The 12,824-nt window shown below is 49.5% G+C and carries 14 protein-coding genes; 12 read left to right on the forward strand and 2 right to left on the reverse strand.

The genetic code is table 11. The features are described from left to right. The 5 genes from ACO0LD_RS19520 to ACO0LD_RS19540 all read left to right on the forward strand — a co-directional run bounded on the left by ACO0LD_RS19520 (window position 1) and on the right by ACO0LD_RS19540 (window position 4,976). Window positions 1–2,064: a M3 family metallopeptidase gene (locus ACO0LD_RS19520; protein ID WP_423009840.1), complete on the forward strand. Its 2,064-nt coding sequence runs from the start codon at window positions 1–3 to the stop codon at window positions 2,062–2,064. A 17-nt stretch (window positions 2,065–2,081) separates the two neighbouring features. Next, window positions 2,082–2,687, forward strand: coding sequence for a DUF4124 domain-containing protein (locus tag ACO0LD_RS19525; protein ID WP_423009841.1), 606 nt, complete (start codon window positions 2,082–2,084; stop codon window positions 2,685–2,687). Between the two features lie 6 nt (window positions 2,688–2,693). Next, complete coding sequence (locus ACO0LD_RS19530; protein WP_423009842.1) at window positions 2,694–3,113, forward strand: DNA polymerase III subunit chi; 420 nt, start codon at window positions 2,694–2,696, stop codon at window positions 3,111–3,113. A gap of 1 nt (window position 3,114) precedes the next feature. After that, window positions 3,115–3,516, forward strand: coding sequence for a hypothetical protein (locus ACO0LD_RS19535; protein WP_423009843.1), 402 nt, complete (start codon window positions 3,115–3,117; stop codon window positions 3,514–3,516). Between the two features lie 155 nt (window positions 3,517–3,671). Then, window positions 3,672–4,976, forward strand: a complete 1,305-nt coding sequence (locus ACO0LD_RS19540) for a D-amino acid dehydrogenase (RefSeq protein ID WP_423009844.1) — start codon at window positions 3,672–3,674, stop codon at window positions 4,974–4,976. Window positions 4,977–5,188: 212 nt separating this feature from the next. On the opposite strand, the gene ACO0LD_RS19545 is transcribed toward ACO0LD_RS19540, so the two are convergent. Then, window positions 5,189–5,701: an Lrp/AsnC family transcriptional regulator gene (locus ACO0LD_RS19545; RefSeq protein WP_423009845.1), complete on the reverse strand. Its 513-nt coding sequence runs from the start codon at window positions 5,699–5,701 to the stop codon at window positions 5,189–5,191. Between the two features lie 145 nt (window positions 5,702–5,846). Here ACO0LD_RS19545 and ACO0LD_RS19550 point away from each other — a divergent pair, with 145 nt between their 5' ends. Beyond that, a complete protein-coding gene (locus ACO0LD_RS19550) occupies window positions 5,847–6,992 on the forward strand; it encodes a branched-chain amino acid ABC transporter substrate-binding protein (protein ID WP_423009846.1) in 1,146 nt (381 codons plus the stop codon). Between the two features lie 173 nt (window positions 6,993–7,165). Here ACO0LD_RS19550 and ACO0LD_RS19555 read toward each other — a convergent pair whose 3' ends face one another. Further along, window positions 7,166–7,474: a c-type cytochrome gene (locus ACO0LD_RS19555; RefSeq protein ID WP_423009847.1), complete on the reverse strand. Its 309-nt coding sequence runs from the start codon at window positions 7,472–7,474 to the stop codon at window positions 7,166–7,168. Window positions 7,475–7,628: 154 nt separating this feature from the next. On the opposite strand from ACO0LD_RS19555, the gene ACO0LD_RS19560 reads away from it, so the two are divergent. The 6 genes from ACO0LD_RS19560 (at window position 7,629) to leuA (ending at window position 12,821) form a co-directional block, all read left to right on the forward strand. Continuing rightward, the gene (locus ACO0LD_RS19560) at window positions 7,629–7,862 is read left to right on the forward strand and encodes a TIGR04438 family Trp-rich protein (protein ID WP_423009848.1); all 234 of its coding nucleotides are present in this window, start codon (window positions 7,629–7,631) and stop codon (window positions 7,860–7,862) included. A 90-nt stretch (window positions 7,863–7,952) separates the two neighbouring features. Next, window positions 7,953–8,870 (forward strand): LysR family transcriptional regulator, encoded by a 918-nt coding sequence (locus ACO0LD_RS19565; protein WP_423009849.1) that lies wholly within the window; start codon window positions 7,953–7,955, stop codon window positions 8,868–8,870. Further along, window positions 8,864–9,658, forward strand: a complete 795-nt coding sequence (gene lgt / locus ACO0LD_RS19570; RefSeq protein ID WP_423009850.1) for a prolipoprotein diacylglyceryl transferase — start codon at window positions 8,864–8,866, stop codon at window positions 9,656–9,658. Before ACO0LD_RS19565 ends, lgt begins: the two co-directional genes overlap by 7 nt. 142 nt (window positions 9,659–9,800) lie before the next feature. Beyond that, window positions 9,801–10,547: a substrate-binding periplasmic protein gene (locus ACO0LD_RS19575; RefSeq protein ID WP_423009851.1), complete on the forward strand. Its 747-nt coding sequence runs from the start codon at window positions 9,801–9,803 to the stop codon at window positions 10,545–10,547. Window positions 10,548–10,860: 313 nt separating this feature from the next. Further along, entirely contained in the window at window positions 10,861–10,989 is a 129-nt protein-coding gene (locus ACO0LD_RS19580; protein ID WP_423009852.1) for a hypothetical protein, read from the forward strand. Window positions 10,990–11,108: 119 nt separating this feature from the next. Then, complete coding sequence (leuA, locus tag ACO0LD_RS19585; protein WP_423009953.1) at window positions 11,109–12,821, forward strand: 2-isopropylmalate synthase; 1,713 nt, start codon at window positions 11,109–11,111, stop codon at window positions 12,819–12,821. Window positions 12,822–12,824: the final 3 nt, after the last annotated feature.

The raw sequence follows: 12,824 nt of genomic DNA on the forward strand, positions 1-12,824 counted from the left end.
ATGACCCAAGACAATCCCCTGCTCGACTTTAGTGATTTACCACGCTTTTCTGACATCCAGGCTCAGCACATAGGCCCGGCCATTGCCACCCTGCTGGAAGAAAACCGCGCAGTGATTGCTGAGCTTGAAAAAAACACTGGCCCGGTTACCTGGGACAAGTTTGTCGAACCACTGGAAAACGCCACAGAAAAACTGGGGCGCGCCTGGGGGATAGTCGGTCATTTGAATGCGGTTGTCGATACACCAGAGTTGCGTGCTGCCTACAATGAGAACCAGCCAGCCATCACTGAATTCTGGACAGAACTGGGACAAAACCTCGCTCTGTTTGCTGGCTATAAAGCCTTGCAGCAAGCACCTGAATTTGCCAGTCTGCCGCAAGCCAGAAAAACCATCATCCAGAATGCGATACGCGACTTCCAGTTGAGTGGCGCAGAACTGGCTGAAGACAAGAAACTGCGCTACGCAGAGATACAAGAAAAACAGGCCTCCCTGTCGACCAGGTTTTCTGAAAATTTGCTGGATGCAACCAATGATTATGGCCTGTTCATAGAAGATGTGGCCGAGCTCAAAGGCTTGCCAGAAGATGTCTTGCAGGCAGCCAAATCAGCGGCAGAAGCCGATAGCAAAATTGGCTATAAATTTACCCTGCACTTCCCTTCGTATTTCCCGTTGTTGCAATACGCAGAAAACCGTCAGATCCGCGAAACCATTTACCGCGCCAATGCTACCAAGGCCTCAGAGCTTGGCAGCAAAGCAGAATGGGATAATAGTGACATCATGGCTGAACTGCTGCGCCTGCGCAAGGAAGAAGCGCTGTTGCTGGGTTACCAGAATTTCGCAGAAGTATCGCTCGTCAGCAAGATGGCTGATTCACCTGCGCAGGTCAATCAATTCCTTGAAGACCTGGCAAAACGCGCCCGTCCTTATGCAGAAAAAGACCTGGCAGAATTGCGTGCCTTTGCAGCAGATGAACTGGGCATCAGCGATATGCAGGCCTGGGATACAGCCTATGCATCCGAAAAACTGCGTCAGCAACGTTATGCTTTTTCTGAGCAGGAAGTGAAAGAGTACTTCCCTGAGCACAAGGTTGTTGATGGTCTGTTCCGTGTCATCCAGACCTTGTTCGCTGTCGACATCAAACCCGACCAGGCAACTGTCTGGCATAAGGATGTGCAGTTTTACCGGCTTGAAAAAAATGGCGTACTGATAGGTCAGTTTTACCTTGACCTGTATGCCCGTAATGGCAAGCGCGGTGGTGCCTGGATGGATGATGCCCGTGGCCGCAGATTGACTGCGCAGGGTGTGCAAACACCTGTCGCTTACCTGACTTGTAATTTCAGCGCACCAGTCACCATGAATGGCGTGGCAAAACCTGCCTTGTTCAGCCATGATGAAGTGATTACCCTGTTCCATGAATTTGGCCATGGTCTGCACCATTTGCTGACCAAGGTCGATGACTTGTCTGTCTCAGGTATTTCTGGCGTGGAATGGGATGCGGTTGAATTGCCGTCACAATTCATGGAAAATTTTTGCTGGGAATGGGATGTATTGCAGCACATGACTGCTCACGTTGATACAGGTGCAGCACTGCCACGTGCCTTGTATGACAAGATGGTCGCTGCAAAAAATTTCCAGTCTGGTTTGCAAACCCTGCGCCAGGTTGAATTCTCCCTGTTTGATATGCGTCTGCATGATGCTTTTGAACCAAATGGTACACAAAGTGTACAAGACATTGTGCAGGCTGTACGCGCCCAGGTGTCTGTCATGCAACCGCCAGAGTTCAATCGTTTCCAGCATTCTTTCAGCCATATCTTTTCTGGCGGCTATGCAGCAGGCTATTATAGTTATAAGTGGGCCGAAGTTTTATCTGCCGATGCCTATGCCGCCTTTGAGGAGCATGCTGGGCAAGCGGGCAGTACTTTGTCACGTGCTGTCGGCGAAAAATTTCAAACTGAAGTCCTGGAGGCTGGCGGTTCGCGCCCTGCCCTGGCTTCATTCAAGGCATTCCGCGGCCGCGAACCGGTTATCGATGCTTTATTGCGTCACAATGGCATGAGTGCCTGAGTCCTTAGGAGAAAAATATGACATTCAATAAAAAGGTCCTGATCTGCAGCATGATTTCCAGCATTTTCATGGTGGCGACAGCGCAGGCACAAATGTATAAATCGGTAGGACCAGACGGTAAAGTCACTTATAGCGATCAACCGCCTGCTGCCAATCAAAAGGTAGAAAAGAAAAAACTGCCCAGTACTTTGGAAGGCGGCAATCTGCCACCTGAACTGTCGATTGTCGTCGCAAAAAATCCGGTCACTCTGTACTCAACCAATAGCTGCTCGCCATGCAATGATGGTCGCAGCCTGCTTAAAAGCCTGGGCATTCCGTTTACCGAAAAAACCGTAAACACTGCTGCAGATCAGGAAAAAATGAAGCAAGTAAGTGGCGATCTGCAAATGCCATTGCTGGTGATTGCGAATGTCAAATTCAGCGGCTATAGTGCGGATGACTGGAAAGATGCACTGGGCAAAGCTGGCTATCCTGCCACTAGCAAGCTGCCTAAAGATTACCGCTATGCCGCAGCTGAACCTGCAGCCCCGCCGCCCCCGCCTGCCGTGCCCAAAGCACAGGATGCCGCAAGACAAGCAGCGACTCCCCAGCCCAAGAAGCCAGATGATGGTTTTAAATTTTGAGCTCGCATGACACGCATAGATTTTCATAGCAATGTGGCAGACAAGCTGAATTACTCTTGCCGCCTGATACGTAAGGCCCATGCTGCCAATTGCAAGATGGTGGTGTACCACCATGACCGTGCGTATCTGCAGCGACTGAATGATGCCTTGTGGACGCTTACTGAAGCTGAATTTTTACCTCACGTTATGCTGACCGATCCTTTGTCGGCCATGACCCCTATCGTGCTGAGTCATGATGAACATGCGGCTTGTCCACATTATGAATTATTGATCAATCTGACTGCCGCCACGCCTGCGAATTTCCAGCAGTTTCAGCGCATGATAGAAGTCATCTCTGCAGATGATGCAGATAAACTCGCCGGACGCGAACGCTACCGTCACTACCAGCAGCAAGGCCATACCCTTACCCACTCTGTGGCGAAATAAAATGAATAATCAAATAGACGCCAGCATTCCTGTGTTGACTGAGGTCATCAAACCGGAAGAACTACTCACACCTGCTGCCAAGACAGCCGCTGTAACTGACGAGCTGGATACTGACAGTGCAGTAGCACCAATCAATGACAAGGCCAACAATAACTATCCGGGAAAAACGGAAGAAGACTGGCAGGCGCTGGAGCAAAGCCTGCGCGAAAACGTCTTGCGCCAAGTCCTGACGCGCATTGATTTCGTCCTCGAACACAGGATCCGGGACAATCTGGCCGATGTTTTGCAAATTGCCGTGGCAAATTTATCAACGGAAATACGCTCAGGTTTGCATAAAACCCTGGAAGAAGTGATCACCCGTGCAGTGACCCAGGAAATCACCAAGGCAAAGACACCTAAATAATCAAAATAATTAATAATATTTTTATTTTTAAACATAAAGATCTCATCCATGTTTAAAAATAAAAATCTGAAGTAGCTTTCTGATTACCTGAGAAAGCAAAGTATTTCTACAATCTCCCTCATCATATACAAGATGAGACACAGGAGATTTACCCCATGAAAGTCATCGTTCTCGGTTCCGGCATTGTTGGCACGTCTTCCGCATGGTTTTTGAAAAAGCAGGGTCACGAGGTCATCGTTATTGATCGCCAGCCAGGTGCAGCGCAAGAAACCAGCTTTGCCAATGGTGGCCAGATTTCTGTCTCCCATGCTGAACCATGGGCCAATCCCTCGGCACCGCTGAAGGTCTTGAAATGGCTGGGGAGAGAAGATGCACCACTATTGTTCCGCCCGCGTGCGGAATGGCTGCAATGGCTGTGGGGCATGCATTTCCTGCGTGAATGCACACCTGGCCGCACGGCAGAAAATATCCGCCAGATCGTCGCCATCTCTGAATACAGCCGCCTGACTTTGCGTAGCCTGCGTGAAGAAACCGGCATACAGTATGACAATCTGAGCAAGGGCATACTGCATTTTTACACCGATCAAAAAGAATTTGATAGCTCACTGCCCGCTGCAAAACTCATGCGTGACCTGGGTTGTCCGCGCGATTCTATCGATGCCGATGAAGTGGTACGCCGAGAACCTGCCCTGGCAGGCATACGCGATAAAATCGTTGGTGGCGACTATACTGAAACCGATGAGTCAGGCGACGTCTATCAATTCACGACAGGCCTGGCCGAGAAGGCAGCCTCAGCAGGCGTGCAGTTCCAGTTCAACACCACAGTGACCCGGTTGCTATCTGAAGGCACAGGTGCGAGCGCGAAAATTACCGGGGTAGAAATCATTGACGCAGCCGGACGACACAAAACCTTGCGCGCCGATGCATTTGTTGTGGCCATGGGCAGCCATTCACAAAGCTTGCTAAAACCCCTGGGCATATCCCTGATGATTTATCCGGGTAAAGGTTATTCAGCTACTTATCAAATTACCAATCCCGATCAGGCACCCGTGATCTCTCTGACTGATGATGGCTACAAACTCGTGGTGTCGCGTCTTGGTAACCGCCTGCGCGTGGCCGGCACTTGTGAAATCAATGGCTATGGCCGGGAACTGAATACCGCACGCTGCGAAGCCATCACCAGACGCACCCGCGAGCTGTTCCCGCATGCCTGCGACTATGATAATCCGGTTTACTGGACAGGTTTACGGCCACTGACGCCTTCCAACGTCCCTTATATAGGTAAATCCCGTATCAGTAATCTTTTCCTCAATACCGGTCACGGCACTTTGGGCTGGACCATGGGTGCAGGTTCTGGCCGCGCCATTGCAGACATCGTTTCGGGTTTGCAGCCGGATGTGGATTTTGCGTTCACCGGCATGCAGCGCCAGGCAGGCAAAATCGTCCTGCAGCCAGCCTGAAGCAAGAATTTAATCTCAAAACCTGCACAAACAAACAGATAAACAGTCAGGCACTGCCCTGCAAGCTATCCCCTCCCGGGATGGTATTGAAACCAGTTTCCCCTCACGCAAGTTGCCAGATTGAATTTCTATCTGCAACAACTTGCGTTCTTTTTGTCATCCGTTCGCCCTGATCCCACGTTAACTGACAAAACAGGCCAAATCATTTGCCTTTATTTGCCTTTAATACGCACAGGTAACTCTTCAGCTTTTTCATCAAACGAAATGCGTGTCGTAAATTTGGCACGCTTCATGGGGAAACGGGAATGGAAATGCCTTACATTGCCAGAGCCGGAAATGGCGCGCCGCACAAATTGGTAGTAGGCGTCCATATCAATGATGTGGACAACCAGAAAATAGTCATACTCCCCAGACACAAAATAACACTGCATGACCTCAGCTTCCTTATTCATGCGCGCTTCAAATTCACGCATGAATTCGTCAGACTGATTGATCAGCGACACCTCCAGAAAAGCCAGCATGCCATAGCCAAGGGCAAAGCTGTCGACCATCGCCACTTCGGCACTGATCACTCCAGCCTCACGCAATTCGCGTATGCGGCGCAGGCAGGTGGGCTGGGAGATATGCAGCTTGTCAGCCAGTATCCTGGTAGGGGTTTGGTTGTCTTTTTGGAGCAGGTTCAAAAGCTTGCGATCAAGCTTGTCAAGGGTGCGATATTGGGGCATATAAAAAACGTCAGTTTGGAGAAAAAACCACACAAAATAGCTTTGCGAAATATTTTTTCTGTTGTACCTTCTTGCTGTTCAGTTATCTGAATAAGTCAGAGATGCAGTACTGTTATCCTACTTTTTAATCCTTAGGAGTATGTTCATGTCGTTCAAAACTAAAATGATTCCACTGGCTGGCGCAATTGCTTTCGCTTTCGCTGGTGCTGCGGCAGCTCAAGATCTGGTAGTAAAAATTGGTCACGTTGGCCCTATCTCCGGCGCGATCGCCCACTTGGGTAAAGACAATGAAAACGGCGCCAAAATGGCGATCGAAGAACTGAACGCCAAAGGCGTGATGATCGGCGGCAAAAAAGCCAAATTCGAATTGCTGGCTGAAGATGACGGTGCCGATCCAAAACAAGGCACAACCGTAGCACAGAAACTGGTTGACGCGAAAGTAAACGGCGTTATCGGTCACTTGAACTCCGGTACAACTATCCCAGCATCCAAAATCTACAATGATGCTGGTATCGTTCAAATCTCCCCATCTGCAACTAACCCAAAATACACACAACAAGGCTTTAAAGGCGCGTTCCGTGTAGTGGCCAATGACGGTCAACTGGGTGGCACACTGGGCCGCTTTGCTGTTCAAATCAATAAAGCGAAAAAAGTCGCTGTTATTGATGACAAAACAGCCTACGGTGAAGGTGTAGCTGCTGAGTTTATCAAAGGTGCCAAAGGCAAGGGTGCAGAAGTTGTTGTGCAAGAACATACAACTGACAAATCCACAGATTTCAGCGCCATCCTGACCACAATCAAAGCTAAAAACCCAGACGTCATCTTCTTCGGTGGTATGGATGCAGTTGCTGGTCCTATGCTGCGTCAGATGAAAGCACTGGGCATCACAGCCAAATTCATGGGCGGTGACGGTATCTGTACAACTGACCTGGTTAAACTGGCTGACAACGGCATTGGCGAAGGCCAGGTAGTTTGCGCTGAAGCCGGCGGTGTTCTGGACGCACAGAAGAAAGTCAATGATGACTGGAAAGCTGCATACAAGAAAAAATTTGGTATAGACGTCCAAATTTACGCACCGTATGTTTATGATTCCGTCATGGTCATGGTAGAAGCAATGAAAAAAGCTAATTCTGCTGAACCAGCAAAATACCTGCCAGAACTGAAGAAAATCCATTACAAAGGCGTAACAGGCGATATCGCATTTGATGACAAAGGCGACATCAAAGACGGCACACTGACTTTGTACACATACAAAGGCGGCAAACGTGAACTGCTGCGCGTAGTTAAGTAATAACTGAGTAATACCTGAGTAAAAACCGCTGTGTGCAGGACATTGCAACTTTAAACTGCGGTGTTCTGCAAGCCCTCAGCGGTTCTTATGAGCAATAAAAAACCTGGCAATTGCCAGGTTTTTTATTGTCTGCAGACTTGATGCAGATCAAAACATCTGCATCAAGCCAAAGCTCATTTCAAGCTCAAAATCCATTTAACCAGGGTTTTTGCTTCTGCCTCGTTCACCTGTGCATTTGCTGGCATAGGGATAGCACCCCACACACCGGAGCTGCCTTTCAGTACTTTTTGTACCAGTTTGGCTTCAGCAGTTTTATCAGCAGCATATTTCTTGGCTACATCCTTATAAGCGGGGCCAACAACCTTGTTGTCCACTGCGTGGCAAGCCATGCAGTTTTTTGCTTTCGCCAGATCAGCGTTTGCCATCGCCGAGCCAGAAACCACCATTGCCAACACCGAACCTACCAATAAAGAGTATTTCATTGCTTTCTCCAGGTTAAAAACTCATTCATTCTACCGCTTTTTGACAATTTTAACGTTTATCCCCATGCCGGGGTTGACCTGCAGTAAAATTAAGGAAACTCAATTGATCTGCAACAGTGAGTTTGATAGTTTTTCAAAACAAAGGATGTCTCTCATGTTCATCATCATCATTTTATTCATCATGCTGGTATTAAAGCTGGCAGATGTGTGGGTTTTTGCCACTATGTCCTGGTGGTGGATCATAGGTGGTGCCAGCGCAGCCTTTGTATGGTTTGAAATTCTTGAACGCATGCTGGGCCTGGACAAGCGCAAAGACCATGCTCATTTTGAAAAAATCCAGAAAGAACGCGTCAAGCGCGCCTTTGACAAAAAAACTCACCGCCGTTAATTTCAGCGTGCGTATCAAACCCGGACTATTTTTTCCGGGCTTGCATACTGCCTCAATACGAATACAGCAAAATACCGGCTGACCTGCCAGATGTCTTTACCCGAATTACGAAATCTTGAGTTGCGCCAGTTGCGTTACTTCCTTGCCGTTGCGGAAGAAATGCATTTTGGCAGAGCCGCTACGCGGCTGCACATGACTCAACCACCTTTGTCGCAAGCCATACAGGCACTCGAAGCCATACTTGGGGCAGAACTGTTTATCCGCAATACGCGTAATATCTCATTGTCATCGGCAGGGCAAGCACTCTTGCCCGAAGTCAGGCGGCTGCTGCAACAGGCGCAATCCCTACCCGAACTGGCGCAAAGAGCCGCCAGTGGCACCTATGGTCATCTGTCGCTGGCCTTTGTCTCGATTGCTGACTATAGCGTGCTGCCACCAGCATTGCGGGAATTTCGCCGCCATCATGCCGATGTCCATATAGAACTGCGTGAGGCCACCACTGACGTACAACTGGCGGCGCTGGAAAATGGGGAAATTGATGCAGGTTTTTTGATACCGCCACTCCCTGAAAAGCTGCAAGGCTTATTCAATTATCAAAAAGTACTGTCCGAACCACTGATGCTGGCAGTCCCTGAAAGCCAGGCTCTGGGGCGTCAGCAATTGCGTCTGAGCGATTGCGCTGACCTCCCCCTTATCCTGTTCCCACGAAAAATAGCCCCGGCTTTGCATGATGCCATCCTGGGTTGCTTCCATGCGGCGGGCCTGACGCCAGCCATAGGCCAGGAAGCCATACAGATGCAAACCATCGTCGGTTTGGTCTCGGCTGGCATGGGTATCGCGCTTGTGCCACAATCCGTCTCAAATTTGCAGCGCCCCGGTGTACTGTATTTTGATTTGCCGGAAGCCAGTGCCACGGTGGAAATTGGCCTGGCCTGGCGCAAAGATAATCATTCTGCAGTGCTGGCGGCATTTGCCCACCTGTTTAACTTACCAAATCATCCATGCTGACTCATCCCAATCCTGACCCTGTCGCTTTTCACCTGGGCCCTGTCTCTGTCCACTGGTACGGCATCATGTATCTGCTGGCCTTTGCCCAGTTTATTGCACTCGGTCGTGTCAGACTCAGGCAGCCGCATGTCGCAGCGCAGGGATGGACGCGTGAACATATAGACGACATGTTGTTTTTTGGCGTACTCGGCGTGATATTGGGTGGCCGTCTGGGCGAAGTATTTTTTTACGGATTTTCCTATTACATGGCTAATCCGCTGGAAATATTTGCGGTCTGGAAAGGCGGCATGTCTTTTCATGGCGGGTTCATCGGCGTACTGATCGCCATGTTCCTGTGGGCACGCAAAGCCAGGTTTCATCTTGCCGATGTGTATGACTTCATCGCCCCACTGGTCCCTTTGGGTTATGCTGCCGGTCGCCTGGGTAATTTCATCAACCATGAATTGCCAGGGCGCGTAGCATCTGCAGACTTGCCCTGGGCCATGATCTGGCCTGGCATTAACTACCCGGTTCACCCCTCCCCCATCTACCAGGCGTTGGTTGATGGCTTGCTGGTCTTTATCATACTCTGGCTGTATGCCTCCAAAGCCCGGCCACGGCTGGCTGTCGGTGCCTTATATGTGACGCTGTATGGCTGCACACGCTTCTTCACAGAATATTTCCGTACCCCCGACTATGAAGTCAGCATCCTCGGAATGACGATCTCGGCAGGACAAATGTTGTCGTTCCCGATGATCATAGCTGGCCTTATATTATTAACACTTTCTTATAAGTTTAATAAAAAATAGCCATACTAAATTTAACTGTTCTCTTTGTCGAATTCATATAAACTTTAAAGCATACTTGGGACAAGAACCCGGGGTAAGAACCTGACATCCGCAAGTCATCCTGTTTTTTCGCGTATCCGTCCAGAGAAGCAAGACTGCGACTATGCATAAAATCTGCTCAGCATTGATAGTAATGATTTGCCTGTGCTGGCAGAATTCTGGTGCCGTCGAGATGGTGAAGGTGTATAGCTATCATCTGAAGCCGCCGCTGATCCTGGATCAAGTCACGGGGCGGGGTCTGTACAACGACATGCTGAGTTATCTTAATAAAGAAAACACTGCCTACCGATTCGAACTCATTTATCTGCCACGTCGTCGCCTCGACTTGCTGGTCAATTCCGGCAATCTGGATGGACTGGTAATTGGTGTCAGCCCGGTCTGGTTTAACGACAGGGAAGAGCAAAAATTTCTGTGGACCCTGCCGGTCATGAACGATATCGACGATGTCGTCTCATCAAAAAATCATCCCTTCGAGTTCACAGGCGCAAAATCCATGACTGGCCTGCGCATAGGCCTGGTTTTGGGCTACTACTATTACGGTGTCAATGAACTCGTCGCCGAAGGAAAAATTCAGCGTGACGATGCCAGTAGCGAAGAACATAGCTTTCGCAAGTTGCTGGCGGATCGTATAGATGCAGCTATCATCAGTCGCTCCAACTACGATTATGAAATGAAAAACCACCCTGACCTGAAGGGTCAGTTTTATATCTCAAAAAAACCGCATGACCAGTATGACAGGCAAATACTGGTCCCATTAAACATGCCCAAGGTTCAACAGCAGATCAATGTCATTTTGAGGAATGCTGTCAACGATCCTATCTGGCAAAAGCTGGTCAATGCTTATCGCTGAACCTGAAATATTCTTGACGATGAGAAAAATTTACTTGACGAGCATAGGCAACATCTCTTAAAGTAAATGCATGAACTCTTTTTTGACATCGACATCTGCAAGAAAAACTGCTGACAGCACCAAGCTGCAAGCAGCGCTGTCGTCTGTGTCTATCTCTCTAGTTCTACTACCATCTCTAGCAAGCTCGCTACTATAAGTTGCGTCTTGTCCAGTTTTAAGCGGCATACCTGCCAGCCTGAAACACCAGTATCAAAAATTACCTTTATATCCCAGTAGTACCCAGCACAGGGTTCCTGACATCAGGAAAAACAGCATGACACCATCAGGCACATCAGCAAAGAAATCAGCAGGCGCAATCAGCGTCATGTCTGGCTTTGCACGCCCACAGTCTGCGCTGCAACGTAGTTACCGCCTGCTAGCGCTACGACTACTGATCGGTTAACCGGCCTCGCGTATCTCTGTGGCAGCCGGTTAGCTTGGCGCCGCCACATCAGCATCCATTCAACAAATTGAAAATATCAGCGCCTTGCTGAGGCACTGTGCCAGCCCAAGGAAAAGAACATCATGATGAGTAATCCAGTTAAAAAATATCAGCCCTTCCCCACTATCGCTTTGCAGGACAGGCAATGGCCCAGCCGCAGCATCAGCAAAGCACCGATATGGATGAGTACGGATTTGCGTGATGGTAACCAGGCGCTGATAGAACCTATGGATGCCAAGAAAAAACTCAGGTTCTTTGAAATGCTGGTGAAGATTGGTCTCAAAGAAATCGAAGTGGCCTTCCCTTCTGCATCAGAAACAGATTTCGCCTTCGTTCGCAAACTCATAGAAGAGCAACGCATACCGGATGATGTGACGATAGAAGTATTGACGCAATCCCGCGAAGACCTGATACGCCGCACTGTCGATTCTGTGCGCGGTGCCAAGCGCGCGATCGTACATTTGTATAACCCGATAGCACCTGCTTTCCGCCGCATCGTATTTGGCAAATCGCGTGAAGAAGTCAAACAGATTGCCACTGATGGCACTCGCCTCATCAAGCAACTCACGGATGCCATGCCTGAGACAGAATGGGTATTTGAATATTCACCAGAGACTTTCAGCATGGCAGAACTGGATTTTTCAAAAGAGGTGTGTGATGCGGTTGCCGCCATCTGGCAGCCCACAGTTGAACGCAAGATGATCATCAACTTGCCAACCACCGTCGAATGCGCAACGCCCAATGTGTATGCCGACCAGATTGAATGGATGGACAGGAACCTCGCGCAACGCGACGCCATCATCCTCAGCGTGCATCCTCACAATGACAGAGGCACGGCAGTCGCCGCCGCAGAGCTTGCTGTCATGGCCGGTGCCGACAGGGTTGAGGGCTGCCTGTTTGGAAATGGCGAACGCACCGGTAATGTCGACCTCGTCACACTGGCCTTGAATTTGTACACCCAGGGCGTTGATCCCGGACTGGATTTTTCTGATATCGACAGCGTCAGGCAGTGCGTGGAAGAATGCAACCAATTGCCTGTGCATCCGCGCCACCCTTATGTCGGCGACCTGGTATTCACGGCATTTTCTGGCTCACACCAGGATGCGATCAAAAAAGGTTTTGCCCAACAACAAAAAGACGCCATTTGGGAAGTGCCTTATTTGCCGATAGACCCGGCTGACCTTGGTCGCAATTATGACGCCGTCATTCGCGTGAATAGCCAATCTGGCAAAGGCGGCATGGCATTTTTGCTGGAACAGGAATATGGCATCAGCATGCCAAGGCGCATGCAAATTGAATTCAGCCGTGTTGTGCAAACCGCTGCCGACGACAGCGGCAAGGAAATGACGGCACAACAGATACACCAGATTTTCAGCGACAGCTATCTCGCGCCAGCAGCACCCATCAGTTATCAAGCTCATCACGCAAACCCGGTCCTGCATCACAGGACATCACCATCCGATCCGGCACAAGTATCCTTGCATGTCGATCTGCTGCACCACGGACAGCCACAAGCTATCCAGGGTACAGGTCATGGTATTGTTGAAGCACAGATCAATGCCTGCCAGGTGCTTGGATATCAAGTCAGGATCATCGACAAACAAGAACAACAAGTGACGCAGCATGGTCGTTCACAGTACATCAGCATCATCGAGGCACGCGTCAACGATGGCAGCAGCCAGCATGGTGCGGGCATTGCAGAAGATGCGGCAACGGCCAGCATGCGCGCCATCATCAGTGTGATTAACCGTCATGCCTATACTGAGATGACAGTGCAAATGATTGCTGCCTGAAGT

Origin of the sequence: Undibacterium sp. Ji83W, assembly GCF_049340385.1 — a bacterium.
In the GTDB taxonomy this organism is placed as follows: Bacteria; Pseudomonadota; Gammaproteobacteria; order Burkholderiales; family Burkholderiaceae_D; genus Undibacterium.